The organism is Pseudomonas sp. GW823-FHT03E05 (assembly GCF_058796855.1).
The window spans coordinates 466,238-492,499 of the sequence record NZ_JBXAJB010000003.1 but is presented as its reverse complement, the minus strand read 5'-3'; the positions used below and the strand labels follow the sequence as shown (position 1 = coordinate 492,499).

The following is a 26,262-nucleotide window of genomic DNA, read 5'->3' as shown; positions in this document are numbered from 1 at the left end:
CTCCTGCCGTAAGCTGTGATCCCGCGCCGTGCTACGTCGACCAGGCATAGGCTCAGACGGCCTCGTTGGACTCGTCCTCGAAAGCAGCGAAAAGCGGCTCATCTTCAACGATTTCGGCTTCGGCGATGGCTGCGTAGTCGATCAGGCCTTCAGCGATTTCGCGCAGGGCGACAACGGTAGGCTTGTCGTTTTCCCATGCTACTTTCGGCTCTTTGCCGCCGGTGGCCAGTTGACGGGCACGCTTGGTAGAGAGCATGACCAGCTCAAAGCGGTTATCCACGTGTTCTAGGCAGTCTTCAACGGTTACGCGGGCCATGGTCTTCCTCGTAGCAAATGCAATATGCGCGCTGCCCGGATGGGCGAGCGGACTCAACAGTTTAAAAAATCACCAGCGTTAAGGGAAGCGCTGATTTTTTAACCAAGCCCTTCAACGCGCTGCAAGTGCCAATGTAAAGCGCTTGCAGCGGTTTTGGGAAGTGCTGTTTTAACCCAGGAGTTCAGCCAGCAATTTGCCGAAACGCTGCTGCTGGCGTTTCTGTTGCAGCTGATTGGCGCGGAAAATCGCCTTCAGGTCGCCCAGCGCGTGGGCGAAATCGTCGTTGATGATCAGATAGTCGTAGTCGACGTAGTGGCTCATTTCGCTGACGGCTTCGCGCATCCGCCCGTCGATGACCTCGTCACTGTCCTGCCCACGGTTGGTCAGGCGCTGGTGCAGGGCTTGCAAGGACGGTGGCAGGATGAAGATCGAACGGGCCTGGGGCATCAGCTTGCGTACTTGTTCCGCGCCTTGCCAGTCGATTTCCAGAATCAGGTCGTGGCCTGCGTCCAGGGTTTGCTGCAGGTGGCTTTGCGAGGTTCCGTAGAGGTTGCCGAACACTTCGGCGCGCTCCAGGAAGTCCCCGTGCTCACCCATCTTCACGAACGTCTCGCGGGAGACGAAGTGATAGTTCACGCCGTCCACCTCACCGGGGCGCATGGCACGGGTGGTGTGGGAGACCGAGACGCGAATCTCCGGTTTGGCGTCGGTCAGGGCCTTGACCAGGCTGCTCTTGCCCGCGCCCGACGGCGCGGAAATGATGTACAGGGTGCCGGTGCTGTGGGTCATGTCAGTTGCCTTACTCAATATTCTGCACTTGTTCGCGCATCTGCTCGATCAACACCTTGAGGTTGACCGCAGCTTGGGTGCTGCGCGGGTCGAAGGCCTTGGAGCCCAGTGTGTTGGCTTCGCGGTTGAGTTCCTGCATCAGGAAGTCCAGGCGCCGCCCGGCCGCGCCGCCGGACTTGAGCACGCGACGTACTTCAATGATGTGAGTGCTCAGGCGGTCCAGTTCTTCGGCGACGTCGCTTTTCTGTGCCAGCAGTACCATCTCCTGTTCGAGACGGGTCGGATCCAGCTCGGCCTGCATGTCGGCGAAGCGGTCGAGGATCTTCTGGCGCTGGGTCGCGAGCATCTGCGGGACCAGTTCACGCAGGGTCGCCACGTCTTCCTCGATGGAGGACAGGCGTTCGTCGATCAGCCTGGCCAGTTCGGCGCCTTCCCGTTCGCGGCCGTTCTTCAGTTCCTTCAAGCCCTGGTTGAACAGGGCCAGGGCGTCACTGTTCAAGGCTTGCGGGTCAGTGGCGTCGGCTACCAGTACGCCCGGCCAGGCCAGGACTTCCAGCGGGTTGAGCGCGGCCGGCTGCTTGATCAGGCTGGCGACGGACTCGGCGGCGGCGACCAGTTGCGCGGCGCGCTCGCGATCTACCTGCAGCGGTTTGCCGGCGGTTTCCTCGATGAAGCGCAAGGTGCACTCGACCTTGCCGCGGGACAGGCCCTGGCGCAAGGCTTCGCGGACCGCGCCTTCAAGGTCGCGAAAGGCTTCCGGCAAACGCAGGTGCGGCTCCAGGTAGCGGCTGTTGACCGAGCGCAGTTCCCAGCTCAGGGTGCCCTGAGTGCCTGCCCGTTCTACCCGGGCGAAGGCGGTCATGCTGTGCACCATGGAGGTACCTCCGATTCAGCGCCGGCACCAACCGTGAGGGGGTTGGGCGGGCCTGATAAAGATGAATTGAAGCCGACAGGCTGCGAAGGCGCAGGATTGTAGCGCAGTGCGGTCGGAGCCCCCAAACCCTGGCGCTGCCAATGCATTGCAGCTCGTCGCAACAGGACTCATCCGCGGTGTAAATGCTCCTTTGACCTTTTTAGGCGTGCCCTGGCGCGGTTGCGGGCTTTATAATGCTCGGCAGTTTTCCGTCCCCGTACAGGTGTTCCCCTATGAAACGTCCAAGTGGTCGCGCCGCCGATCAGCTCCGCTCGATCCGCATCACCCGCAACTACACCAAACACGCCGAGGGATCTGTACTGGTCGAGTTCGGTGATACCAAAGTGATCTGCACGGTCAGCGTCGAGAACGGTGTGCCGCGCTTCCTCAAGGGCCAGGGCCAGGGTTGGCTGACTGCCGAGTACGGCATGCTGCCGCGGGCTACCGGCGAGCGTAACCAGCGCGAAGCCAGCCGTGGCAAGCAGGGCGGTCGGACCCTGGAGATCCAGCGTCTGATCGGCCGTTCGCTGCGCGCTGCGCTGGACATGTCCAAGCTGGGCGACGTCACCCTGTATGTCGATTGCGACGTGATCCAGGCCGACGGCGGTACTCGTACCGCATCGATCACTGGCGCCATGGTGGCCCTGGTCGACGCCTTGAAAGTGATCAAGAAGCGCGGTGGCCTGAAAGGCGGCGATCCGCTGAAGCAGATGATTGCCGCGGTATCCGTCGGCATGTACCAGGGCGAACCGGTCCTGGACCTGGATTATCTGGAAGACTCGGCTGCCGAAACCGACCTCAACGTTGTGATGACCAGCACCGGTGGTTTCATCGAAGTGCAGGGCACTGCCGAAGGTGCGCCGTTCCAGCCGGCTGAACTGAATGCGATGCTGGCCCTGGCCCAGCAAGGCATGAACGAGATTTTCCAACTGCAGCAAGCCGCGCTCGCCGATTGATGGGCGCAGGTCTTCAGCAAGGAGAGCACCATGAGTGATGAACAACTGCCGCTGCCTACGCCGAGTCACGAAGTCCGGCAATGGGCGATGTTTTGTCACCTGTCCGCCTTGCTGGGGATCTGGGTTCCTTTCGGCACACTGATCGGACCGTTGATTCTCTGGCAGATGAAGCGCGAAACCGATCCCTTTATCGATGCCCAGGGCAAGGAAGCACTGAACTTCCAGCTGACCGTCGCCATTGCGTCGGCGGTGTGCTTCCTGTTGATGATCGTGGTGATCGGGTTCTTCATGTTCGGCCTGCTGGCGATCGGAGCCCTGGTGCTGACCATCATCGGCGGAGTCAAGGCTGGCGAAGGGGTGCCTTATCGCTACCCCTTCACCTGGCGCCTGATCAAGTAGCTCGAGCAAGCACAAAAAAGCCGACAGCGATGTCGGCTTTTTTGTGAAGGTGAAAGGACGCTTAGATGGTCAGCGTCCAGTCATAGTCCACGATCAGCGGTGCGTGCTGCGAGAAGCGTGGCTGGCGCGGCAGGCGAGCGCTGCGGACAAAGCGACGCAGGCCGGGAGTCAGCAACTGGTAGTCGAAACGCCAGCCCAGGTTCAGCATCTCGGCCTGTTCGTTGTCCGGCCACCAGCTGTACTGGTCGCCTTCACGGCTGACTTCACGCAATGCGTCGACATAACCCATGTTGCCAATGATCTCGTCCATCCAGGCACGCTCAGGTGCCAGGAAGCCCGGAGATTGCTGGCTGTCGCGCCAGTTCTTGATATCCAGCTTCTGTTGCGCCACGTACAGCGAGCCACAATAAATGTACTCGCGACGTTTGCGCCGCTGTTTATCCAGATAACGGGCGAAATCGTCCATTAGCTTGAACTTCTGGTTCAAGTCTTCATCGCCGTTCTGCCCTGATGGAAGCAGCAAGGTCGCGATGCTGACCTTGTCGAAATCGGCTTGCAGGTAGCGCCCGTAACGATCGGCTGTCTCGAAGCCGAGGCCGCTGATGACCGCCTTCGGCTGCAACCGCGAATACAAAGCCACACCGCCTTGGGCAGGGACTTCGGCATCGCAGGCATAAAGGAAGTAGCCATCCAGTTGGAAGGCTGGGTCGTCCAGTTCAAAGGCAGAGGCGCGGGTGTCCTGCAGGCAGATGACGTCGGCATTCTGTGCCTGCAGCCAACTGAGCAAACCACGCTCCACTGCAGCCTGAATACCATTGACGTTCACACTGATGATCCGCATAAATGGCCCCAAAAATCACGTGCGTGTATGATACCCGAGCTCTACCTAATTAGCTAAATCCGTGGTATCTGGGGTTTTTTCATGCAGGCGTATCAGCGCGATTTCATTCGTTTTGCCATCGATCGCGGGGTTTTGCGCTTCGGTGAGTTCACCCTGAAGTCCGGGCGCACCAGCCCTTACTTCTTCAATGCCGGCCTGTTCAACAGCGGTTCGGCGCTGGCCCAGCTGGGGCGTTTCTACGCCGCGGCGATCGTCGAAAGCGGCATTCCCTTCGATGTGCTGTTTGGCCCGGCCTATAAAGGCATTCCTCTGGCGGCGGCCACTGCGGTGGCGCTTGCCGAGCATCACCAGCGCGATCTGCCCTGGTGCTTCAACCGCAAGGAAGCCAAGGCTCACGGCGAAGGCGGCAGCCTGGTGGGGGCTCCCTTGACCGGCGATGTGCTGATCATCGACGACGTGATCACCGCCGGCACGGCGATCCGCGAAGTGATGCAGATCATCGAGTCCCAGGACGGCGCCAAGGCGGCCGGGGTGCTGATCGCCCTGAACCGTCAGGAACGCGGCAACGGCGAGTTGTCGGCGATCCAGGAGGTCGAGCGTGACTTCGGCATTCCGGTGGTGAGCATTGTCTCCCTGACCCAGGTCCTGCAGTTCCTGGCGGATGATCCGGCGCTCAAGCAGCATCTGCCGGCGGTGGAAGCCTACCGCGCGCAGTACGGAATCTGACCTGTAGGAGCCGGCTTGCCGGCGAAGAGGCCTTTGGGCCTTGAGTTGCCCGCGTGAGTGCCTTCGCCGGCAAGCCGGCTCCCACAAAGATTGCGTCGATAAAAAAGCCCCCGCCCGGGATCCCGGGCGGGGGCTTTTTTGTGCCTGGTGCTTAAGGACGCTTGCGGTTGCTGATCAGGGTGCCGACACCCGTATCGGTGAAGATCTCCAGCAGAATCGCGTTGGGTACGCGACCGTCGATGATCAGCGAACTGCCGACCCCGCCTTGCACGGCTTCCAGCGCGCAGCGGATTTTCGGCAGCATGCCGCCGTAGATGGTGCCGTCGGCGATCAGCTCGTCGACCTGCTGGGTGCTCAGGCCGGTGAGGACCTTGCCCGACTTGTCCATCAGGCCGGCGATGTTGGTCAGCAGCATCAGCTTTTCGGCTTTCAATGCTTCGGCCACCTTGCCAGCCACCAGATCGGCGTTGATGTTGTAGGACTCGCCGTTGGCGCCGACCCCGATCGGTGCGATCACCGGGATGAAATCACCCTTGACCAGCAGGTTCAGCAGGTCGGTGTTGATCCCGACCACTTCGCCCACATGGCCGATATCGATGATTTCCGGGGTGGTCATTTCCGGCGTCTGGCGGGTCACGGTGAGTTTTTTCGCCCGGATCAGCTCGGCATCCTTGCCGGTCAGGCCGATGGCGCTGCCGCCGTGACGGTTGATCAGGTTGACGATGTCCTTGTTGACCTGGCCACCGAGGACCATCTCCACCACGTCCATGGTTTGCGCATCGGTCACGCGCATGCCATCGACGAAGTGGCTTTCAATGGAAAGGCGCTTGAGCAGGTCACCGATCTGCGGGCCGCCACCGTGCACCACCACCGGGTTGATCCCGACAGCCTTCATCAGCACGATGTCGCGGGCGAAGCCGGTTTTCAGCTCCTCGCTTTCCATAGCGTTGCCGCCGTACTTGATCACCAGGGTCTTGCCGACATAGCGGCGAATATAAGGCAGCGCTTCGGATAGGACCTTGGCGGTATTGGCGGCGGCATCGCGTTCGATGGTCATTCAGGGCTCCGGTGCTTCAAACAATCAAAACGGTAGTTGGAGATCAGGTGCAACACGTTTCAGCTGGGTGTGGAACACATCCTTGATGCGCTGCAGTTCGGCTGCATCATCAGCCTCGAAGCGCAGCACCAGCACAGGGGTGGTGTTGGAGGCGCGAACCAGGCCCCAGCCCTTGGCATAGTCGACCCGCACCCCGTCAATGGTGGTCAGGTCGGCGCCTGCACCCCACTGCGCGTCGTGCAGGGCGTCAATGATGCTGAATTTGCTCTCTTCGGTCACATGGATATTGATTTCCGGCGTAGAAATATCGTTCGGGAAGGTGGCGAACAGCTCTTCCGCGGTGGATTTTTCCTTGCTGAGGATCTCCAGCAACCGTGCGGCGCTATAAATGCCGTCGTCGAAGCCGAACCAGCGTTCCTTGAAGAACACATGGCCGCTCATTTCGCCGGCCAGCAGAGCGCCGGTCTGCTTCATTTTCTTTTTGATCAACGAGTGACCGGTCTTCCACATTAGCGGGCGACCGCCATATTCCTTGATCAGCGGAATCAGGCGTCGGGTGCATTTGACGTCGAAGATGATCTCCGCATCCGGGTTGCGCGCCACCACGTCCTTGGCGAACAGCATCAGCAGGCGGTCGGGGAAGACGATGCTGCCGGTGTTGGTCACCACACCGACACGATCGCCGTCGCCGTCGAAGGCCAGGCCCAGGTCGGCGCCGGTTTCCTTGACCTTGGCAATCAGGTCCTCGAGGTTCTCGGGCTTGCCCGGATCCGGGTGGTGGTTGGGGAAGTTGCCGTCCACTTCGCAGAACAGCGGGATCACTTCGCAGTTCAGGGCTTCGATCAACTGTGGGGCAATCACCCCGGCGGCGCCGTTGCCGCAATCCACCACGACTTTCAGGCGGCGGGCCAGCTTGACGTCACGGATGATCTCCTCGGCGTAGCGCGGCAGGATGTCGACCTGGGTGACGCTGCCCTGGGCGCTGCTCAGGTTGTTGCTCTTGAGGCGCTCGTGCAGGGCCTGGATCTGTTCATTGGCCAGGGTGTCGCCGGCGATGACGATCTTGAAACCGTTGTAGTTCGAGGGGTTGTGGCTGCCGGTGAGCATTACGCCGGACTTGCCGGCCAGTACGTTGGCCGCGTAATACAGGGCCGGGGTCGGCACCAGGCCGACGTCGCTGACGTGGCAGCCGCTGTCGTGCAGGCCCTGGATCAGTTGCGCCACCAGTTCCGGCCCGGACAGGCGGCCATCGCGGCCCACGGAGACGTTCGGTTCACCCTGGGCCAGGCTCTGGGAGCCGATGGCGCGGCCGATCCAGTAGGCGGTTTCAGCGGTCAGGGTTTGCGGTACAACGCCGCGGATGTCGTAGGCGCGGAAGATGCTGTCGGGGAATTTCGGGGCGACTTTAGCTGCGTTGCTCATCACTGAGGGTGCTCCATCTGAAGGGGTGCAGTACGGCCGTGGGAGGACAGGCCGGCAGGCTCAAACTGAAGGGTATGACGGCGTTTTCAGCATAGAGTTCGTACTGCGAAAGTGCCATCTGACGGGCTCCGTCCCCTCCGGAACCGGTCAGCAGCCCGGCCTGGCGGGGGCCAGGCGCCCTGCAAAAAAATGCTGGTCCTCGGTCCTTGATTGCTCTCGCAAGGGGGCGGAGCAGGCAGGCTGCCCACTCCGAGAGGCAGATCAGTGGCTGCCGGAGTGGCCGAAGCCACCTGCGCCACGCTGGCTTTCATCAAAGGCTTCGACCACTTCGAAATGCGCCTGGACCACAGGCACCAGCACCAGTTGGGCGATGCGCTCGCCGACGGCGATGTTGAAGGCGGTCTGGCCACGGTTCCAGCAGGACACCATCAGTTCGCCCTGGTAGTCCGAGTCGATCAGGCCCACCAGGTTGCCCAGCACGATGCCGTGCTTATGGCCCAGGCCAGAGCGCGGCAGGATCAGCGCCGCCAGGCCCGGGTCGCCAATGTAGACCGACAGCCCGGTAGGGATCAGCAGCGTCTGGCCTGGCTCCAGAAGGGTGTCTTCCTTGAGCATGGCTCGCAGGTCGAGGCCGGCGGAGCCCGGCGTGGCGTACTGCGGCAGAGGGAATTCGTTGCCGATGCGTGGGTCGAGGATCTTGGCTTGTAAAGCGTGCATGCGAGTTAAACCTGGTTCAGCCGTTCGGCGATAAAAGAGATCAGCTGGCGGGCAATCTTGCCCTTGCTGGTCTGGGCGAAGAGAGTTGCGTGCAACTCCCGGTCAATCACGCTGCAGGCGTTTTCCTCGCTGTTGAAGCCAATGCTCGGGTTGGCAACGTCGTTTGCGACGATCAGATCGAGGTTCTTGTCCTTCAATTTGCGTGCAGCGTAGTCGAGCAAGTTTTCGGTTTCTGCGGCGAAACCGACACTGAAAGGCCGATCCGGACGGCTGGCAATGGTGGCCAGGATGTCCGGGTTGCGCACCATCTGCAGCAACAGGCCGTCACCTTTCGTAGGGTCTTTCTTTAATTTCTGTGGGGCGACGACTTCCGGTCGGTAGTCCGCGACCGCCGCAGAGGCGATGAAAACGTCGCATGGGATCGCCGACTCACAGGCCGCGAGCATGTCCCGGGCGCTGACAACGTCGATCCGCGTGACTCTATCGGGGGTTGGCAGGTGTACCGGCCCGGTGATCAGGGTCACCCGGGCACCGGCTTCAACCGCGGCCTCGGCCAGGGCGAAGCCCATTTTTCCTGAGCTATGGTTGGTGATGTAGCGCACCGGATCGATGTTTTCCTGGGTCGGCCCGGCGGTAATCAGCAGGTGCTTGCCGGTCAGCGCCAGATGCTGGAAGCAATCGGCGGCGCACTGGGCCAGGTCGTTGGCCTCCAGCATGCGGCCCAGGCCGACATCGCCACAGGCCTGGCTGCCGGAAGCCGGGCCGAAGACCTTCAGGCCACGGCTTTGCAGCAGTTGGGTGTTGGCTTGGGTGGCAGGGTCGCGCCACATGGCCTGATTCATCGCCGGGGCGATGGCGACGATGGCATCGGTGGCCAGCACCAGGGTGGTCAGCAGATCGTCGGCAATGCCCTGGGCCAGGCGGGCAATCAGGTCCGCGGTGGCTGGCGCGATCAGCACCAGGTCGGCCCACTTGGCCAGCTCGATATGGCCCATGGCGGCTTCGGCAGCCGGGTCCAGCAGGTCGAGGTGGACCGGGTGCCCGGAGAGCGCTTGCATGGTCAGCGGGGTAATGAATTCACTGCCGCCCCGGGTCATGACCACGCGCACTTCGGCGCCCTGGTCGAGGAGTCGGCGAACCAGCTCCGCGCTCTTGTAGGCGGCAATGCCGCCGCCGACGCCGAGCACGATGCGTTTCCGATACAGCCGCTGCATAGGCCTGTCTTTCCGTTCAGTGATTGCTGCGTGGCATGCCCCCTCCCCAGGTGAAATACCACGCAAAAAAGAGGGGGCTAAGATAGCACAGCGCCCGCTGTCGAACAGCGGCGCCATGCACAGGGAGGTGTGATGAGTATTCGTGACTGGCCCGCGGCGGAGCGTCCGCGGGAACGGCTTCTGGAGCAGGGCGCCATCAGCCTTTCCGACGCCGAGCTACTGGCTATTTTCCTGCGCACCGGGGTGGCCGGTAAAAGCGCGGTGGACCTGGCGCGGCATCTGTTGCGGCGCTTTGGCAGCCTGCGCAGGCTGCTGGAGGCCGATCAACTGACCTTCACCCGCCAACTGGGGCTGGGCCCGGCCAAGTACGCCTTGTTGCAGGCGGTGCTGGAAATGGCCCGACGGCATCTGGCGGAGAAACTGCATCGCCAGTCCGCGTTGGAGAACCCGCTGGTGGTGCGCGATTACCTGAAGTCGATGCTGCGCCACGAGCCCCATGAAGTGTTCGGTTGCCTGTTTCTCGACACGCGGCATCGTGTACTGACCTTCGAAGTGCTGTTTCAGGGCTCCATCGACAGCACCACGGTGTACCCGCGGCAGGTGATCAAGCGCGCCTTGGCGCACAATGCAGCGGCGGTGATCCTCTGCCACAACCACCCGTCAGGCATTTGCGAGCCCAGCCCGGCCGACCGGGTAGTGACCCGACGTTTGCAGGAGGCACTGGAGTTGATCGATGTGCGGGTGCTGGACCACTTCATCGTGGGGGAGGGCGACCCGCTGTCGATGGCCGAGTACGGCTGGATCTGAATGCGGCCGGCTTCAAGGCCTGGGTGGGCCTTGAAGCCGGCCGGCAGTTCACTTGATGCTGACTTTCGAATAGTCCTGGCGCCCGAAGGGGCTCACCTGGTAGCCCTCGACCTGCTTGCGAGTCAGGGCGAAAGCGGTCGGGTGTGCCAGGGGCAGCCACAGCGCCTGCTGCTGGATCTGGGTCTGGGCCTGTTGGTACAGCTTGCTGCGCACACCCTGTTCGCTGGTGGTCTTGCCGGCCGTGATCAGCTTGTCCAGGTTCTGGTCGCAGTAGCGGGCGAAGTTGGTGCCGGACTTGACGGCGGCGCAGGTGAACTGTGGCGAGAGGAAGTTATCCGGGTCGCCGTTGTCGCCAGCCCAGCCCATGAACAGCAGGTCGTGCTCGCCGGCCTTGGCGCGGCGGATCAGTTCACCCCATTCGATCACGCGGATTTCCGCCTGGATCCCCACTTGGGCCAGGTCCGATTGCAGCAACTGCGCGCCCAGGCTGGGGTTGGGGTTGAGCAGGCTGCCAGAAGGGCGGGTCCAGAGGGTGGTCTGGAAGCCGTTCTTCAGGCCAGCCTTGGCCAGCAGTTGGCGAGCCTTTTCCGGGTCGTGGGCGTACCCGGGCAGGTCCTTGGCGTAGCTCCAGGTATTGGGCGGGTAAGGGCCGTTGGCGGCTTCGGCGGTGCCTTCAAAGACCGCCTTGAGGTAGCTGCCCTTGTCGAAGGCCAGGTTGATTGCCTGGCGTACCTCGGGTTTGTCCAGGGGTGGGTGCTGGCTGTTGATGGCGACGAAGGCGGTCATGAAGGCTGCGGTGTGCTCGACCTTCAGTGCCGGATCCTCGCTGGCGGCCTGGACATCCAGGGGCTTGGGCGACAGCGCGATCTGGCACTCGTTGCGGCGCAGCTTCTGCAGGCGCACGTTGGCGTCCGGGGTGATGGCAAAGATCAGCGAATCGACCGCAGGCTTGCCAGCAAAGTAGTCGCGGTTGGCCTTGTAGCGGATCGAGGCGTCTTTCTGGAAGCGCCCGAAGATGAACGGGCCGCTGCCGATCGGCTGGCTGTTGAGCTTCTCCGGGGTGCCGGCCTTGAGCAGTTGCTCGGCGTACTCCGCCGAGTAGATCGAGGCGAAGCCCATGCTCAGGGTGGCGAGGAAGGTCGAATCGGCGTGGTCCAGGGTAAAGCGTACGGTCAGCGGGTCCAGGGCATCGATCTTCTTGATCAGGCTGGGCAACTGCAGGGATTGGGCGTGGGGAAAGCCGCTCTGGGCGATCTTGTGCCACGGATGGGCCGGATCGAGCATGCGCTCGAAGCTGAACTTGACGTCTTCGGCGGTCAGCTCGCGGCTGGGGTTGAAATACTCGGTGCGGTGGAACTTGACCTTGGGGTGCAGCTTGAACACGTAGGTCAGGCCGTCGGCAGAGACCTCCCAGCTGTCGGCAAGGCTGGGGACTACCTTGCCGCTATCGGCGTCGAACTCCACCAGGCGGTTCATCAGCACGTCGGCGGATGCGTTGGTGGTGGTCAGTGAGTTGTACTGCACCACGTCGAAGCCCTCCGGGCTGGCTTCGGTGCAGACGCTCAGCGCGGCAGCCTGGGCCAGGGGGCTCAGGAGAGGGGCGAGCAGGAGCGGGAGGGCGGCAAGACGCATGGTCGGGTTCCTTGTGCAGATCGAAAGCCCATCTGCGAGTGCAGTCTGGAAATGCCTTACCCTAGTGGGCTCTTTGTAAAATGACTATCCCTTTTGTATCGAGTGACGAAACCTCGGGCTCGGCCGGGGTTCCAGGCGTGATTCTCCGCAGGCATGACCGCGTTCTATGGCGGTTTTGTGCCTGGGGTTTCGGGAGAAATATATTCTGCGACGAGCGGTAGATTTCTGCGGTAGCCTTTGCCGCAGGCGTCCGGCGCAAGAAAATCAGGACTTTTCGTCATCCTGGGCACAGCGGTTGTTGTTGCTCTGGGGTCTTTCTGGTATAAAGCAGCGCTCTTTTCTAGGGGCCCGGTTCCTTCGCTTGTAGGTGTAGCCGGTAAGACCCTAAAGAAACGCGGCGCCTGGCGCCAAATGACTGAGAGATTAAGCGGCCAACCCATGCCGGGTTGGGCATGTGGTTTTAGAGGGCTGAGGCATGTCTAGAGTCTGTCAAGTTACCGGTAAGGGTCCGGTGACTGGGAATAACATTTCCCACGCAAACAACAAAACCCGTCGTCGTTTCCTGCCGAACCTGCAGCATCACCGCTTCTGGGTTGAGTCCGAGAAACGTTTTGTGCGTCTGCGCGTATCTGCCAAAGGCATGCGTATCATCGACAAGCGCGGCATTGATGTCGTGCTGGCCGAAATCCGTCGCGATGGCGGCAAGGTTTAAGGGAGCTAATCATGCGTGAATTGATTCGTTTGATCTCGAGCGCCGGTACTGGTCACTTCTACACTACCGACAAGAACAAGCGTACTACTCCGGACAAAATCGAGATCAAGAAATATGATCCGGTTGTTCGCAAGCACGTGATCTACAAGGAAGGCAAAATCAAGTAATTGATTTTTCTTCTGACAAAAAAACCCGCCTTCAAGCGGGTTTTTTTGTGCCCGGGATTCAGGCTTTCTGTTCGAAGGCCACATAGACCTTGCGGCAGGGCTCCAGCACTTCCCAGGTGCCCTTGAAGCCGGCCGGGATCACGAAGCGGTCGCCGACCCGCAGAGTCTTGGCATTGCCGTCGTGATCACGCAGTACCGATACGCCCTGGAGAATCTCGCAGTATTCGTGTTCGGTGAAGTTCACCGTCCACTGGCCCACGGCGCCTTCCCAGATCCCGGCATTGAGCTGGCCGCACGGGCTGGCGTAATGGTTGAACACCGCCTGCTCTGGGTCGCCCTTGAGGATTTTTTCCGCAGCGGGGCGGTAGCGTTCGCCCTCGGTGGTGGCCTGGCTGAAGTCGACGACGTTGTGGATGCTCATTGTTGTATTCCCCCGTGATTGCGGCGCGAGTGGCTATGAAGGCCAAAGTCTATGTTTATTAAAATGCACATAGCAATGGCGTTTGCCCGGGCTTTGTCAAATATATTGAAAGTACAGGTGTCGCTGGTTTAGGGTGGCGGGTGCCTTTGGCCGAAAACAGGCTGGCCGGGCAGAATTCTTCAGCAGTGCCGGCGTAGTTCGCATGGCGCTTGTATACAAATAAGAGGAGGACACTCGTATGACCACCCTGACTCGTGCCGACTGGGAGCAACGTGCCCGCGACCTGAAAATCGAAGGTCGTGCCTACATCAACGGCGAATACACCGCATCGGCTTCCAGCGACACCTTCGAATGCATCAGCCCGGTAGACGGTCGCGTACTGGCGACCATCGCCAGCTGTGATGCCGCCGATGCCCAGCGCGCCGTGGAAAACGCCCGCGCCACCTTCAACTCCGGCGCCTGGTCGCGCCTGGCGCCGGCCAAGCGCAAGTCGGTGATGATCCGCTTTGCCGGCCTGTTGAAGCAGCACGCTGAAGAACTCGCGCTCCTGGAAACCCTGGACATGGGCAAGCCCATCAGCGACTCCCTGGATATCGACGTTCCCGGCGCCGCCCAGGCCCTGAGCTGGAGCGGCGAGGCGATCGACAAGATCTACGATGAAGTCGCTGCCACCCCTCACGACCAGTTGGGCCTGGTCACCCGTGAGCCGGTAGGCGTGGTCGCGGCCATCGTGCCGTGGAACTTCCCCCTGATGATGGCTTGCTGGAAACTGGGCCCGGCGCTGTCCACCGGTAACTCGGTGATCCTCAAGCCTTCGGAAAAATCCCCGCTGACCGCCATCCGCATCGCTGCCCTGGCAGTGGAAGCCGGGATTCCGGCGGGCGTGTTCAACGTACTGCCAGGCTACGGCCACACCGTCGGCAAGGCCCTGGCCCTGCACATGGACGTGGACACCCTGGTGTTCACCGGCTCCACCAAGATCGCCAAGCAGTTGCTGGTCTACTCCGGCGAATCCAACATGAAGCGCGTGTGGCTGGAAGCCGGCGGCAAGAGCCCGAACATCGTGTTCGCCGATGCTCCGGACCTGCAGGCCGCCGCCGAATCCGCCGCCAGCGCCATTGCCTTCAACCAGGGCGAAGTCTGCACCGCCGGCTCGCGCCTGCTGGTGGAGCGCTCTATCAAGGACAAATTCCTGCCGCTGGTGATCGAGGCCCTCAAGGGTTGGAAGCCGGGCAACCCGCTGGACCCGGCCACCAATGTCGGTGCCCTGGTGGACACCCAGCAGATGAACACCGTGCTGTCCTACATCGAAGCCGGGCATGCCGATGGCGCAAAGCTGGTGGCCGGTGGCAAGCGCACCCTGGAAGAAACCGGTGGCACCTACGTCGAGCCGACCATTTTCGATGGTGTCAGCAACGCGATGAAAATCGCCCAGGAAGAGATCTTCGGCCCTGTACTGTCGGTGATCGCCTTCGACAGCGTGGAAGAGGCGATCCAGATTGCCAACGACACGCCTTACGGCCTGGCAGCTGCGGTGTGGACCGCCAACATCTCCAAGGCCCACCAGACCGCCAAGGCCCTGCGTGCCGGCAGCGTCTGGGTCAACCAATACGACGGCGGCGACATGACCGCGCCGTTCGGCGGCTTCAAGCAGTCGGGCAACGGTCGCGACAAGTCGCTGCATGCGTTCGACAAGTACACCGAGCTGAAAGCCACCTGGATCAAGCTCTGAGTCTTGTCGTTTGAGGCGGGGCAGTGCCCCGCCTGATGTCGATCCATAGCGCAGCCGGACTTTCCGCAAGGGGAGTCCGGCTGTGTTGTCTGTGCCTTGCGAAACAATGATCCACAGGAGCGTGGAAATGCGTTGGGCGACCTATTTCGCCGTTTTGGCCGCAGTCTTGAGTGTCGGCCTGGCCCTGGGCGTGACCATGCCCCTGGTGTCATTTCGTCTCGAAAGCTGGGGCTACGGGCCTTTTGCAATTGGCGTGGTGGCGGCGATGCCGGCCATTGGCGTGTTGCTCGGGGCGAAGATCTCCAGCCGCCTGGCGGCGCGCTTCGGCACCGCCAGCCTGATGCGCCTGTGCCTGTGGGGCGGGGCGATCTCCATTGCCTTGCTGGCGCTGCTGCCCAGCTATCCGTTGTGGTTGGTGCTGCGCCTGATACTGGGAGTGGTCCTGACCATCATCTTCATTCTGGGGGAAAGCTGGATCAATCAACTGGTGGTGGAGCAGTGGCGTGGCCGGCTGGTGGCGCTGTATGGCGCAAGCTATGCCTTGAGCCAGCTGGCCGGGCCCCTGCTGTTGGGCGTGCTGGGTACTGAGCATGATTACGGCTTCTGGACCGCGGTGGGTTTGCTGGTGGTATCACCGCTCCTGTTGTTGGGGCGCAGCGGGGCGCCGAGCACCGAGTCGTGCAGCGTGACCCTGTTTGACCTGTGGCACTTCTGTCGGAAGTTGCCGGCGATTGCCTGGGCAGTTGCATTGTTCGCTACTTTCGAGGCGCTGATTCTGACCCTGCTGCCGGTGTATTGCCTGAGCCAGGGGTTCACCGAAGACATTGCCCTGGCCATGGTCAGCACCGTGGTGGTGGGGGATGCACTTTTGCAACTGCCGATTGGCGCCCTGGCGGATCGGATTTCCCGGCGCGGCCTGTTCACCGGCTGCGCGGTGATCCTGCTGTGTTCCAGCCTGGCCATTCCGCTGTTGCTGGGCACCGTGCTGATCTGGCCACTGTGGGTGTTGTTCGGGGCCAGCGCCGGGGGCTTGTTCACCTTGTCGCTGATCCTGATCGGCGAGCGTTACCGCGATGACGCACTGGTGCGGGCCAATGCCCATGTGGCGCAGCTCTGGGGCATTGGCTGCCTGATCGGGCCGCTGGTGGCAGGGGCCGGCAGCCAGTGGGTGAGCGGCCACGCCATGTTGCTGCTGGTGGCGGCCGGGGCTTTTGGCTTGCTTGTCCTGCTGCTGCGCCAGGGGGCCTTTGGCGAAGCCCAGGCTGCGTTGTAGCCACTCAGAGCATGCGTTCCAGGCCGATGCGGGTGCTCAGCCAGGCATTGAAGCGGCGCCACCAGTTGCCGGGTTCATGGTCCAGGCTGTGCAACTGGCCCTGATCCTCGGTCACCCAGACCAGCTTGCCGTCCAGCAGCTTGACCTGGTAGCTCAGGGCCGGCGCCATCCCCTGCAGGGCCAGGGCGCGGACATGTTCAGCCAGCTCGGGGCTGTCCACCAGCACCCCGACCTCGGTGTTCCACAGCACCGAACGGGGGTCGAAGTTGAACGAGCCGATGAAGCTCTTTCGTCGGTCGAAGATCATCGCCTTGCTGTGCAGGCTGGAGTCGGAGCCCTTGTAGGAGCCGCTGTGGAACAGGTGCGGCCCGCTGCCACCGCGCTCGCCGGGTTGTCGGCGCAGTTCGTAGAGCTTCACTCCATGTTCCAGCAATGCCTTGCGATAGGGCGCATAGCCGCCATGCACCACTGGCACGTCGGTGGCTTCCAGGGAGTTGGTCAACAGGCTCACCGAGACTCCGGCGTCCGCGCGCCCGGTCAGGTACACCAGCCCGGGCTGCCCCGGAACGAAGTAGGCCGAGATCATGATCAGCTCCTTGCCGACCCCGCTCAGTTCCGGTGCCAGCTGGGTGGTGAGCAGCAGGTGCGGGTCGGGGTCACCCTTGGCCAGGACCTTGGCCGGAGCGTCCCACAGGGCCTGGTTCCAGGCCCAGATCAGTTCCTTGCGCCAGATGTCCATGCGCGGCTGGGTCTGGTAGGTCATTAACTGCCGGTACAGCGCCTGGTTCTGCCGGCGGCTGTCCTGCAAGGATTCCTCGAGGCGCAGCCGGGTGTTGTCCAGCGCCTTGGTGGAAGGTGTGCTGGACAGGAACTCGCCGATGGGGCGGCTAAGGGCGCTGTTCCAGTACTGGTCGAAGCTGTGGCCCAGTTGCTCGGCCACCGGACCCACGCTGAACATGTCGATGTCGGTGAAATTCAGGTTGGGCTGGGCGTCGAAGTATTCATCCCCCAGGTTGCGCCCGCCGACGATGGCCACGCTGTTGTCTGCCAGCCAGAGCTTGTTGTGCATCCGCCGATGCTGCTGCGACAGGTTGAACAGGCGGCCCATGGCCCGGGTCAGGCCGGTGCTGCGGCCCAGGTGCAGAGGGTTGAACAGGCGGATCTGGATCTGCGGATGGGCGGCCAGGGTGGCGATGATCTGGTCCAGGCCGTCGCTGGTGGTGTCGTCCAGCAGGATGCGTACCCGCACGCCACGGTCGGCGGCCTTGAGCAGCTCGTCCACCAGCATGCGGGTGCTGATGCCGTCGTGGACGATGTAGTACTGCAGGTCGAGGCTGCTTTGCGCGTTGCGGATCAGCTCGGCGCGGGCCATGAACGCTTCGGTGCTGTTGGGTAGCAGGCGAAAGCCGGAACGCCCCTGGTAGGGCGCGGCCTGGGCCCGGATCGACTGGGCAAAGCCCGAATCACGGGCGGGCAGGGCCTGGCTGGGTTGGTACGGGACCTCGCGGGTAGCGCAGCCGCCCAGCCCGAGGCTCAGCAGCAGAAGCCAGGTGAAGGCCTGTATAGGGTTCAAGTCAGGTCATCTCGCATCACGGCACGGGTTGGCATGGGACGGCTGGCTTCCTGCTTCGGGTCGGGGTCAGTCCGAGGTATCACTGAGCAGCTTGATGGCTGCAGCGCCGACCTTGCGTACCGCGTCTTCGATCTGCGCGGTTGGCTTGGCAGCGTAGTTCATCCGCAGGCAATTGCGGTACTTGCCCGAGGCGGAAAAGATGCTGCCCACGGCAATCTGCACCCCTTGCTCGAGCAGCACTCGGTTGAGCTTCAGAGCATCAAAGCCCTCGGGGAGTTCGATCCACAGCATGAAACTGCCCTGTGGCCGGCTGGCGCGAGTGCCGGCGGGGAAGTAGCGGCTGACCCAATCGAGCATCAGGTCACGATTGCGCTGGTACTGGGTGCGCATCTTGCGCAGATGCGGCTCGAAGTGGCCGCTCTTGAGAAACTCGGCGATGGCTACCTGGGGCTGCGGGGCCGTGGAGCCGGTGCTGATGTATTTCATGTGCAGTACACGTTCCAGGTAGCGGCCGGGCGCCACCCAGCCGATGCGCAGGCCTGGGGCCAGGGTTTTCGAGAACGAGCTGCACAGCAGCACCCGGCCATCATCGTCGAAGGACTTGATGGTGCGCGGGCGCGGGTAGGTGTAGGCCAGTTCGCCATACACATCGTCCTCGATGATCGCCACGTCGAAGCGCTGGGCCAGGGTCAGCAGTGCCCGCTTGCGCGGCTCCGGCATGATGTAGCCCAGGGGGTTGTTGCAGTTGGGCGTCAACTGTATGGCCTTGATCGGCCACTGTTCCAAAGCCAGTTCCAGGGCTTCCAGGCTGATTCCGGTAATGGGGTCGGTGGGGATCTCCAGGGCCTTCATGCCCAGGCCCTTGAGGGTCTGCATGGCGCCGTGGAAGCTCGGCGAGTCCACGGCGACGATGTCCCCCGGTTCGCAGATGGCGCGAATGCTGGTGGACAGCGCCTCGTGGCAGCCGGTGGTGATCACCAGGTCGCCGGCCCCCAGTTGGCAGCCGGAATCCAGCATCAGTCGTGCGACCTGCTCGCGCAGCTCCAGTACGCCGTAGATGTTGTCGTAGTGCAGGCCTGGCATGTCCTGGCGCCGGCTGAGGCGGGCCAGGGCCCGAAGCAGAGGCTTGAGGGTGGGTGTGGTGATGTCCGGCATGCCGCGGCCCAGTTGCACCACGTCCTTGCGCGGCACGGCGCGAATCAGTTCCAGCACCTGGTCCCACTGCGAGATCTCTACCGGTCGCTGGGCCGGGCGGCCAACGGCGGGCAGGGCGGGCAGTTCGCGGCTGGGCGGCACGAAGTAGCCGGACTTGGGCTTGGGCATCGCCAGGCCGTTGTCTTCCAGCAGGCGGTAGGCCTGCTGCACGGTGCTCAGGCTGACCCCGTGCTCGACGCTCAGGGCGCGCACTGAGGGCAGCCGATCGCCGGGGCGGTAGAAGCCCTGCTCAATGCGGGTGCCCAGGAGTTCGGCGAGGTTGACGTAGAGGGTCATGGCATTGGCTCGTAGTGGGGGGCGCGAGGACCGGTACAGATGGGGCAAAAATACAGGATTCAGCAGGATTTTTGGCAAAACTGTATGGAGTTAATACCGCTGTATTGAGTCTGTAATGGTTTTTGCGCACCAAGCATCCTATTGGCTCATGGCAACTTTGAGCAAACAGGAGCAATACAGATGAACGGCTTGAGCGATGTGCGTCTGTCGTTACGGAGTCAGGAGCTGCAGGCAGAGCAGGAGCAGGCACTGGCGGCACGCCTGCCACGCTCCGCACCGCCCGGGCTGAGCCCGCTGGGTCTGTACTGGCATCGGCTGCGCACGCGCAAGTCGTTGCTGGAGCTGACTGCCGAGCAGTTGCGCGATGTCGGCCTGAGCCGGGAAGAGGCGCGGGCCGAAGGTCTCAAGCCGTTCTGGCGGCTGTAGGCCGACGCCGCGCAGTCACGGGGAGGGTCAGAGCAGTTCCTTCAAGCGGTGCCAGAGCATGCCCAGGGCCAGCAGCGGCGAGCGCAGATGCTTGCCGCCCGGGAAGGTGATGTGCGGCACCTTGGCGAACAGATCGAAACCGCCGCCGTGCTGGCCGCTGATGGCCTCGCCCAGCAGCTTGCCCGCCAGGTGCGTGGCATTCAGGCCGTGGCCCGAATAGGCCTGGGCGTAATACACATTGGGCTGGTCCTTGAGCCGGCCGATCTGCGGCAGGCGGTTGGCGCCGATGCCGATCATGCCGCCCCACTGGTAGTCGATCTTCACTGCGGCCAGTTGCGGGAACACTTCCAGCATCTTCGGCCGCATGTAGGCGGCGATGTCCTTGGGGTCACGCCCCGAATAATGACAGGCACCCCCGAACAGCAGGCGCCGGTCAGCCGAAAGGCGGTAGTAGTCCAGGGCCACGCGCTGGTCGCAGACCGCCATGTTCTGCGGCAGCAGTTCCTGGGCCAGGGCCGGGCTCAAGGGTTCGGTGGCGATGATGTAGCTGCCGGCCGGAAGCACCTTGCCCCCCAATTCCGGATTGAGATCGCTGAGGTAGGCGTTGCAGCCCAGTACCAGGGTCTTGGCCCGGACGGTGCCGCGACTGCTGTGGACCTTGACCTCGGGGCCGTAGTCGATGCGTGTCACCGCAGAGTGCTCGAACAGTTGCACCCCCAGTTGCTGCGCCGCCCGGGCTTCGCCCAGGGCCAGGTTCAGCGGGTGCAGGTGGCCCGAACCCATGTCGATCAAGCCGCCAACATAGCGCTTGGAACCCACCACGCTGTGCATTTCATCGGCCTGCAGCAGCCGGGTCTGGTGGCGATAGCCGAGGCTGCGCAGTTCCTCGGCGTCTTCGGCGAAGCCGGCAAGGTCGGCCGGCTTGTTGGCCAGGTCGCAGTAGCCCCAGGTCAGGTCGCAAGGGATCTGGAAACGCTCGATGCGTTGGCGGACGATCTCCACCGCCTCCAGCCCCATGAGCTTCATCTGCCGCACTCCGTCCTTGCCTATCACCTTGGTGAACTGGTCGAGGCCGTGGCCGACGCCGCGAATCAACTGCCCGCCATTGCGCCCGCTGGCGCCCCAGCCGATCTTGTGCGCCTCCAGCAGGACCACGCTGAGGCCACGCTCGGCCAGTTCCAGCGCGGTGTTGAGCCCGGAAAAACCGCCCCCGACCACGCACACATCGGCTGTCAGATCGCCCGCCAACGCTGGGTAGTCAGGTTGCGGCAGGCTGCTGGCGGCATAGTAGGAAGCGGCGTGCTGAAGGCTGGCGGGCATGGGATGCGTCCTGATGATGGTGTCGGTAAAAATGCGCGGAGCATAAGTCGGGCCTTTGCGCCGGGGCAACCGCAGGACGCCCGGTCCTGTCTGCCGCCAGGCATTTAGGGCAGAATTCACGGCTATTCATGCCCCGGTAGTCTTTTTCATGAGCTGTAACCGTCAAATCGTCCGCAGCCTGCGTCAGCAGATTCCCTCTTTCGAGTGCGTTCCCGGCTGCCACGACTGCTGCGGCCCGGTGACCACCTCGCCGGAGGAAATGTCCCGCCTGCCGCGCAAGACCGCTGCCGAGCAGGAAGCTGCCATGGACGAGCTCAACTGCGTGCACCTGGGGCCCAACGGTTGCACCGTGTATGACGAGCGTCCGCTGATCTGCCGCCTGTTCGGCACCACGCCGAGCCTGCCTTGCCCCAACGGCCGGCGCCCGGTGGAGATGATCCACCCCCGGGTCGAAAAACAGATCCACGACTACATGGCCAGCACTCGCCAGGTCCTGGTCTAGCCCCGCGCACCCCGGCTTGCCGGAAGGCTTCACCCTCTCGCTTCAATCCGGAATCGGCAGGCTCAGGCTCTCCTTCACTTCTTCCATGACGATGTAGCTCTTGGACTCGCGCACGTGGGGCAGCTTGAGCAGGATGTCCCCCAGCAACTTGCGGTAGGACGCCATTTCCGAGATCCGCGCCTTGACCAGATAGTCGAAGTCGCCGGACACCAGGTGGCACTCCAGCACGTGGGGCAGCTTCAGCACCGCCCGGCGAAACTCCTCGAAGGTATCGCCGGACTTGTAGTCCAGGCTGATCTCGACGAACACCAGCAGGCTGCCCTTGAGGTGCTGCGGATTGAGCCGCGCGTTGTAGCCCATGATGATCCCTTCGCGCTCCAGGCGGCGCACGCGCTCGGTGCAGGGGGTGGTGGAGAGGCCCACTCGCTCCCCCAGCTCGGTGAAGGAAATGCGTCCGTCGGCCTGGAGTATCCGCAAGATATTGCGATCGATCTTGTCCAGGGCCCGACGGGTCTGATGGTTGGTGCGCATAGGGGATGCCCCTCCGTGAAAAGCAATATTGCCGAGAATTCTCGCCAAATATAGGCGGTTATATAGTGAAAATCACTGCTCAATGTTTCTTACACTGCGCCCATCTTTGCTCTGAATAACAAACGTCAGCGGTCAAGCCGCGATGAGGATATGAAAATGCGCGTTCTGGTCTTGGGCAGTGGCGTTATCGGAACCACCAGTGCCTATTATCTGGCTCGAGCCGGATTTGAAGTGACCGTAGTGGACCGTCAGCCGGCCGCCGCCATGGAAACCAGCTTCGCCAACGCCGGCCAGGTCTCGCCTGGCTATGCGTCGCCCTGGGCCGCTCCGGGTGTACCGCTCAAAGCCATCAAATGGCTGCTGCAGCGCCACGCGCCACTGGCGATCAAGGCCACGGCCGACATCGACCAGTACCTGTGGATGGCACAGATGCTGCGCAACTGCACCGCCAGCCGCTATGCGGTGAACAAGGAACGCATGGTGCGCCTGTCCGAATACAGCCGTGACTGCCTCGACGAGTTGCGAGCGGAAACCGGCATTGCCTACGAAGGCCGCAGCCTGGGCACTACCCAGCTGTTCCGCACCCAGGCGCAGCTGGACGGTGCGGCGAAAGACATCGCCGTGCTCAAGGAGTCCGGCGTGCCGTTCGAACTGCTGGACCGCGAAGGCATCGCCCGGGTCGAGCCGGCCCTGGCCAACGTCACTGACATCCTCGCCGGTGCCCTGCGCCTGCCCAACGACCAGACTGGCGACTGCCAGATCTTCACCACGCGCCTGGCGGAAATGGCCAGCAAGCTGGGTGTGGAGTTCCGCTTCGGCCAGGACATCCAGCGCATCGACTTTGCCGGTGACCGGATCAACGGCGTGTGGATCGACGGCAAGCTGGAAACCGCCGACCGCTACGTGCTGGCCCTGGGCAGCTACTCGCCGCAATTGCTCAAGCCGCTGGGCATCAAGGCGCCGGTGTACCCGCTCAAGGGTTACTCCCTGACCGTGCCGATCACCAACCCGGCTATGGCCCCGACTTCCACCATCCTCGACGAAACCTACAAGGTCGCGATCACCCGTTTCGACAACCGGATCCGGGTCGGCGGCATGGCTGAGATAGCCGGTTTTGACCTCTCGCTCAATCCGCGCCGGCGTGAAACGCTGGAGATGATCGTCAACGATCTCTATCCTCAGGGCGGCGACCTGTCCCAGGCCAGTTTCTGGACCGGGCTGCGTCCTACCACCCCGGATGGCACGCCGATTGTGGGCGCCACGCCGTTCCGCAACCTGTTCTTGAACACTGGCCACGGTACGCTCGGCTGGACCATGGCTTGCGGTTCCGGTCGCCTGCTGGCGGACCTGATGGCCAAGAAAAAGCCGCAGATCAGCGCCGAAGGCCTCGATATTTCCCGTTACGGTAACCCTCAGGAGTCAGCTAAACATGTCAATCCAGCGCCAGCTCACCAATGAGCGCATGAGCCAGATTGTTGTCCACGGCGGTACGGTGTATCTGTCCGGGCAAGTCGGCGATGACATGCAGGCCGGGATCGAACAGCAGACTCGCGAGACCCTGGCCAACATCGAACGCCTGCTGGACCTGGCCGGTACCGACAAGAGCAAGCTGCTGTCGGTGACCATCTACCTGAAGGACATCGATGCCCACTTCGCTGGCATGAACAGTGTCTGGGACCAGTGGCTGCCAAAAGGCGTGGCGCCGGCCCGGGCCACGGTCGAAGCCAAGCTGTGCGAACCGGAAATCCTGGTCGAGCTGTCCGTAGTGGCCGCTCTGCCTTAAACGACAAGATCCCTCTCCCGGTGCCGGTGGCGGCTCGCCGTCATCCAGCACCGGTTTTTTATTCCCCATGACCGCCTAGAAGTCTGCCGCCATGCGCCCTGCCCGTGCCCTGATCGATCTCCAAGCCCTGCGTCACAACTACCAACTGGCCCGTGAAACCTCGGGAGTTCGTGCTCTCGCGGTGATCAAGGCCGATGCCTACGGCCATGGCGCGGTGCGCTGCGCCCAGGCACTGGAAGGCGAGGCCGACGGTTTCGCCGTGGCCTGCATCGAAGAAGCCCTGGAGCTGCGCGCCGCGGGCATTCGTGCGCCGGTGCTGCTGCTGGAAGGTTTTTTCGAAGCATCCGAGCTGGCGCTGATCGTCGAGCATGATTTCTGGTGCGTGGTGCATTCGCTGTGGCAACTCGAAGCCATCGAGCAGGCGGTCGTGGCCAAGCCACTGACGGTCTGGCTCAAGCTGGATTCGGGCATGCACCGGGTCGGCCTGCATCCCAAGGATTACCAGGCGGCGTATCAGCGCCTGCAGGCCAGCGGCAAGGTCGAGAAGATCGTGCTGATGAGCCACTTTGCCCGCGCCGATGAACTGGACTGCCCGCGTAGCAGCGAGCAGGTGGCGGTATTCGAAGCGGCTCGCCAGGGCCTCGGAGCGGAAATCAGCCTGCGCAATTCGCCGGCGGTCATGGGCTGGCCCAGCGTACCCAGCGATTGGGTGCGCCCGGGCATCATGCTCTACGGTTCGACACCGTTCGAAGAAAACAACTCGGTGGCCGCGCGCTTGCAGCCGGTAATGACCCTGGAGTCCAAGGTGATCTGCGTGCGTGAACTGCCGGCCGGCGAGCCGGTGGGCTACGGCGCCAGGTTCATCACCGACAGGCCAATGCGCATCGGCGTGGTGGCCATGGGGTATGCCGACGGTTATCCGCGCCATGCGCCTACTGGTACGCCGGTACTGGTGGCCGGCCAGCGCAGCCGCCTGCTGGGTCGGGTGTCCATGGACATGCTGTGTGTCGACCTGACGGACGTGCCCCAGGCCGGTCTTGGTTCGACCGTGGAGTTGTGGGGCAAGAACATCCTCGCCAGCGATGTTGCGCAGGCCGCCGATACCATCCCTTATCAGCTGTTCTGCAACCTGCGCCGGGTGCCGTTGGTGTACTGCGAAGGCTGAGATTCCGTGGGCTGTACCGAAAGTCGCCTTCCCGGGGGGAATCGGGAGCAAGTGTTGTAAATACTGAACGCTGTCGCCATGATAACGCTCAATTACAACAACGCCTGATTCCCGCCTAGGAGGCTGCCGCATTGGACGTCGGTGAACGACTGCAATCCATCCGTAAACTGAAAGGTCTTTCCCAGCGTGAACTCGCCAAGCGTGCGGGCGTCACCAATAGCACCATTTCAATGATCGAAAAGAACAGCGTCAGCCCCTCGATCAGCTCGCTGCGCAAGGTGCTGGGCGGCATTCCCATGTCCATGGTGGAGTTCTTTTCCGAGGAAATTCTCCAGGAAACGCCTTCTCAGATCGTCTACAAGGCCCACGAACTGATCGACATCTCCGATGGTGCGGTGACCATGAAGCTGGTGGGCCGGGCTCATCCGAGCCGCGCCATTGCCTTCCTCAACGAGATCTACCCGCCGGGTGCCGATACCGGTGAAGAGATGCTCACCCACGACGGCGAGGAAACCGGGATTCTCCTCGAGGGGCGCCTGGAACTGGTGGTAGGGCTTGAAACATTTGTCCTCGAAGCCGGCGACAGCTACTACTTTGAGAGTACGAAGCCGCACCGTTTCCGTAATCCGTTCGATGTTCCGGCGCGACTAATCAGCGCAGCCACTCCGGCGAACTTCTAGATCAAGAGGCGTCCTGCAAGGCTTGCAGAGTGGCCCCCAGCGACATTTTGCCGCGAATAAGACCCCTTCGACTTTGGGGTTGTTTCAGTGTGGCGGGCTAACCGTTATACTTTCGCCCGCCTGCGAAACCGTGGCCGCAGGCGTGACTAGCCACCATTGAGGGTGTACGCGTGAACCTAATTATGAAAATGCTGGCCGCACCAGCAACCGTATTGGCCCTTTGGGCAGTCAGCGCTCAAGCTGCGACTAATGATGATATTGCCAAGCGTCTTGAGCCTGTCGGCCAGGTCTGCGTCCAGGGGCAGGAATGCAAGGGTATGGAAGTGGCCGCCTCTGCGGGCGGTGGCGGTGGCGCGAAATCCCCGGATGACGTGATCGCCAAGCACTGCAACGCTTGCCACGGCACCGGCCTGTTGGGCGCACCGAAAATCGGTGACACCGCAGCCTGGAAAGAGCGCGCCGATCACCAGGGCGGCCTCGACGGCATCCTGGCCAAGGCCATCACCGGGATCAACGCAATGCCGCCTAAAGGCACTTGCGCCGATTGCTCCGATGACGAGCTCAAAGGTGCAATCCAGAAGATGTCCGGCCTGAAATAAGCCGCCATCTTCAGCGAAAAAGCCGCTTACGAGCGGCTTTTTTGTGGGCGTAATTTGCCCCCGTGTACTGGTCAATGCAGCAAACTCCCGGCAAGCTC

General features: G+C 62.5%; 28 protein-coding genes and 1 pseudogene. 15 read left to right on the top strand and 14 right to left on the bottom strand.

Annotation, left to right across the window (positions count from 1 at the left end; translation table 11 throughout):
• Positions 1-52 precede the first annotated feature (52 nt).
• The 3 genes from rpoZ to AC1RCO_RS15275 form a co-directional block, all read right to left on the bottom strand.
• On the bottom strand, positions 53-316 hold the full coding sequence (gene rpoZ, locus AC1RCO_RS15285; RefSeq protein WP_007921129.1) for a DNA-directed RNA polymerase subunit omega: 264 nt from the start codon (positions 314-316) through the stop codon (positions 53-55).
• A gap of 168 nt (positions 317-484) precedes the next feature.
• Complete coding sequence (gmk, locus tag AC1RCO_RS15280) at positions 485-1,105, bottom strand: guanylate kinase (protein ID WP_011064231.1); 621 nt, start codon at positions 1,103-1,105, stop codon at positions 485-487.
• Positions 1,106-1,115: 10 nt separating this feature from the next.
• Positions 1,116-1,979, bottom strand: a complete 864-nt coding sequence (locus tag AC1RCO_RS15275) for a YicC/YloC family endoribonuclease (protein WP_015637471.1) — start codon at positions 1,977-1,979, stop codon at positions 1,116-1,118.
• A 272-nt stretch (positions 1,980-2,251) separates the two neighbouring features.
• On the opposite strand from AC1RCO_RS15275, the gene rph reads away from it, so the two are divergent.
• Both rph and AC1RCO_RS15265 read left to right on the top strand, forming a co-directional pair.
• The gene (gene rph / locus AC1RCO_RS15270; RefSeq protein ID WP_011064229.1) at positions 2,252-2,974 is read left to right on the top strand and encodes a ribonuclease PH; all 723 of its coding nucleotides are present in this window, start codon (positions 2,252-2,254) and stop codon (positions 2,972-2,974) included.
• 30 nt (positions 2,975-3,004) lie between these two features.
• Positions 3,005-3,373, top strand: coding sequence for a DUF4870 domain-containing protein (locus tag AC1RCO_RS15265; RefSeq protein ID WP_011064228.1), 369 nt, complete (start codon positions 3,005-3,007; stop codon positions 3,371-3,373).
• A gap of 61 nt (positions 3,374-3,434) precedes the next feature.
• Here the strand turns inward: AC1RCO_RS15265 and crc are convergent, their stop codons facing one another.
• Entirely contained in the window at positions 3,435-4,214 is a 780-nt protein-coding gene (crc, locus tag AC1RCO_RS15260; RefSeq protein WP_011064227.1) for a catabolite repression control protein Crc, read from the bottom strand.
• A gap of 81 nt (positions 4,215-4,295) precedes the next feature.
• On the opposite strand from crc, the gene pyrE reads away from it, so the two are divergent.
• A complete protein-coding gene (gene pyrE / locus AC1RCO_RS15255; RefSeq protein ID WP_011064226.1) occupies positions 4,296-4,940 on the top strand; it encodes an orotate phosphoribosyltransferase in 645 nt (214 codons plus the stop codon).
• 151 nt (positions 4,941-5,091) lie between these two features.
• On the opposite strand, the gene argB is transcribed toward pyrE, so the two are convergent.
• From argB to coaBC, 4 genes and pseudogenes are all read right to left on the bottom strand, one after another.
• Positions 5,092-5,997 carry an acetylglutamate kinase gene (gene argB / locus AC1RCO_RS15250; RefSeq protein WP_011064225.1) on the bottom strand — a complete coding sequence of 302 codons (906 nt, stop codon included), beginning with the start codon at positions 5,995-5,997 and terminating at the stop codon, positions 5,092-5,094.
• A 24-nt stretch (positions 5,998-6,021) separates the two neighbouring features.
• Positions 6,022-7,422 (bottom strand): annotated as a pseudogene (locus AC1RCO_RS15245) (phosphomannomutase/phosphoglucomutase); the annotation flags it as partial.
• A 258-nt stretch (positions 7,423-7,680) separates the two neighbouring features.
• A complete protein-coding gene (gene dut / locus AC1RCO_RS15240) occupies positions 7,681-8,136 on the bottom strand; it encodes a dUTP diphosphatase (protein ID WP_011064223.1) in 456 nt (151 codons plus the stop codon).
• Between the two features lie 5 nt (positions 8,137-8,141).
• The gene (coaBC, locus tag AC1RCO_RS15235) at positions 8,142-9,350 is read right to left on the bottom strand and encodes a bifunctional phosphopantothenoylcysteine decarboxylase/phosphopantothenate--cysteine ligase CoaBC (protein WP_011064222.1); all 1,209 of its coding nucleotides are present in this window, start codon (positions 9,348-9,350) and stop codon (positions 8,142-8,144) included.
• Positions 9,351-9,482: 132 nt separating this feature from the next.
• Between coaBC and radC the strand changes: the two genes are divergently transcribed.
• The gene (gene radC / locus AC1RCO_RS15230) at positions 9,483-10,157 is read left to right on the top strand and encodes a RadC family protein (RefSeq protein WP_011064221.1); all 675 of its coding nucleotides are present in this window, start codon (positions 9,483-9,485) and stop codon (positions 10,155-10,157) included.
• Between the two features lie 48 nt (positions 10,158-10,205).
• On the opposite strand, the gene AC1RCO_RS15225 is transcribed toward radC, so the two are convergent.
• Entirely contained in the window at positions 10,206-11,789 is a 1,584-nt protein-coding gene (locus AC1RCO_RS15225; protein WP_015637469.1) for an ABC transporter substrate-binding protein, read from the bottom strand.
• A 475-nt stretch (positions 11,790-12,264) separates the two neighbouring features.
• On the opposite strand from AC1RCO_RS15225, the gene rpmB reads away from it, so the two are divergent.
• Both rpmB and rpmG read left to right on the top strand, forming a co-directional pair.
• Positions 12,265-12,501 (top strand): 50S ribosomal protein L28, encoded by a 237-nt coding sequence (gene rpmB / locus AC1RCO_RS15220; RefSeq protein WP_011064219.1) that lies wholly within the window; start codon positions 12,265-12,267, stop codon positions 12,499-12,501.
• 11 nt (positions 12,502-12,512) lie between these two features.
• Entirely contained in the window at positions 12,513-12,668 is a 156-nt protein-coding gene (gene rpmG / locus AC1RCO_RS15215; protein ID WP_003177274.1) for a 50S ribosomal protein L33, read from the top strand.
• Between the two features lie 58 nt (positions 12,669-12,726).
• On the opposite strand, the gene AC1RCO_RS15210 is transcribed toward rpmG, so the two are convergent.
• Positions 12,727-13,089 carry a cupin domain-containing protein gene (locus tag AC1RCO_RS15210; RefSeq protein ID WP_015637468.1) on the bottom strand — a complete coding sequence of 121 codons (363 nt, stop codon included), beginning with the start codon at positions 13,087-13,089 and terminating at the stop codon, positions 12,727-12,729.
• 238 nt (positions 13,090-13,327) lie between these two features.
• On the opposite strand from AC1RCO_RS15210, the gene AC1RCO_RS15205 reads away from it, so the two are divergent.
• On the top strand, positions 13,328-14,821 hold the full coding sequence (locus AC1RCO_RS15205) for an aldehyde dehydrogenase (protein ID WP_011064217.1): 1,494 nt from the start codon (positions 13,328-13,330) through the stop codon (positions 14,819-14,821).
• Between the two features lie 127 nt (positions 14,822-14,948).
• A complete protein-coding gene (locus AC1RCO_RS15200) occupies positions 14,949-16,094 on the top strand; it encodes an MFS transporter (RefSeq protein ID WP_404674078.1) in 1,146 nt (381 codons plus the stop codon).
• Between the two features lie 4 nt (positions 16,095-16,098).
• Here AC1RCO_RS15200 and AC1RCO_RS15195 read toward each other — a convergent pair whose 3' ends face one another.
• Together AC1RCO_RS15195 and AC1RCO_RS15190 are read right to left on the bottom strand one after the other, a co-directional pair.
• Positions 16,099-17,667, bottom strand: coding sequence for a phospholipase D family protein (locus tag AC1RCO_RS15195; protein WP_183001230.1), 1,569 nt, complete (start codon positions 17,665-17,667; stop codon positions 16,099-16,101).
• A 66-nt stretch (positions 17,668-17,733) separates the two neighbouring features.
• A complete protein-coding gene (locus tag AC1RCO_RS15190; RefSeq protein ID WP_019093687.1) occupies positions 17,734-19,158 on the bottom strand; it encodes an aminotransferase-like domain-containing protein in 1,425 nt (474 codons plus the stop codon).
• A gap of 180 nt (positions 19,159-19,338) precedes the next feature.
• Here AC1RCO_RS15190 and AC1RCO_RS15185 point away from each other — a divergent pair, with 180 nt between their 5' ends.
• Positions 19,339-19,584 (top strand): DUF1127 domain-containing protein, encoded by a 246-nt coding sequence (locus AC1RCO_RS15185; protein WP_065365034.1) that lies wholly within the window; start codon positions 19,339-19,341, stop codon positions 19,582-19,584.
• Positions 19,585-19,611: 27 nt separating this feature from the next.
• Here AC1RCO_RS15185 and AC1RCO_RS15180 read toward each other — a convergent pair whose 3' ends face one another.
• Positions 19,612-20,904, bottom strand: a complete 1,293-nt coding sequence (locus AC1RCO_RS15180) for an NAD(P)/FAD-dependent oxidoreductase (protein ID WP_492617836.1) — start codon at positions 20,902-20,904, stop codon at positions 19,612-19,614.
• Positions 20,905-21,052: 148 nt separating this feature from the next.
• Here AC1RCO_RS15180 and AC1RCO_RS15175 point away from each other — a divergent pair, with 148 nt between their 5' ends.
• Positions 21,053-21,406 (top strand): YkgJ family cysteine cluster protein, encoded by a 354-nt coding sequence (locus AC1RCO_RS15175; protein ID WP_011064211.1) that lies wholly within the window; start codon positions 21,053-21,055, stop codon positions 21,404-21,406.
• 42 nt (positions 21,407-21,448) lie between these two features.
• On the opposite strand, the gene AC1RCO_RS15170 is transcribed toward AC1RCO_RS15175, so the two are convergent.
• Positions 21,449-21,937, bottom strand: coding sequence for an Lrp/AsnC ligand binding domain-containing protein (locus AC1RCO_RS15170; protein WP_011064210.1), 489 nt, complete (start codon positions 21,935-21,937; stop codon positions 21,449-21,451).
• Between the two features lie 156 nt (positions 21,938-22,093).
• Between AC1RCO_RS15170 and dadA the strand changes: the two genes are divergently transcribed.
• From dadA to AC1RCO_RS15145, 5 genes are all read left to right on the top strand, one after another.
• Positions 22,094-23,395 carry a D-amino acid dehydrogenase gene (gene dadA / locus AC1RCO_RS15165; protein ID WP_011064209.1) on the top strand — a complete coding sequence of 434 codons (1,302 nt, stop codon included), beginning with the start codon at positions 22,094-22,096 and terminating at the stop codon, positions 23,393-23,395.
• Positions 23,367-23,720, top strand: coding sequence for a RidA family protein (locus AC1RCO_RS15160; protein WP_011064208.1), 354 nt, complete (start codon positions 23,367-23,369; stop codon positions 23,718-23,720). Before dadA ends, AC1RCO_RS15160 begins: the two co-directional genes overlap by 29 nt.
• Before the next feature lie 91 nt (positions 23,721-23,811).
• Positions 23,812-24,885, top strand: a complete 1,074-nt coding sequence (alr, locus tag AC1RCO_RS15155; protein WP_401019099.1) for an alanine racemase — start codon at positions 23,812-23,814, stop codon at positions 24,883-24,885.
• 131 nt (positions 24,886-25,016) lie between these two features.
• Positions 25,017-25,565 carry a cupin domain-containing protein gene (locus AC1RCO_RS15150; protein WP_015637462.1) on the top strand — a complete coding sequence of 183 codons (549 nt, stop codon included), beginning with the start codon at positions 25,017-25,019 and terminating at the stop codon, positions 25,563-25,565.
• A gap of 182 nt (positions 25,566-25,747) precedes the next feature.
• Positions 25,748-26,164, top strand: coding sequence for a c-type cytochrome (locus tag AC1RCO_RS15145; RefSeq protein WP_011064205.1), 417 nt, complete (start codon positions 25,748-25,750; stop codon positions 26,162-26,164).
• Positions 26,165-26,262: the final 98 nt, after the last annotated feature.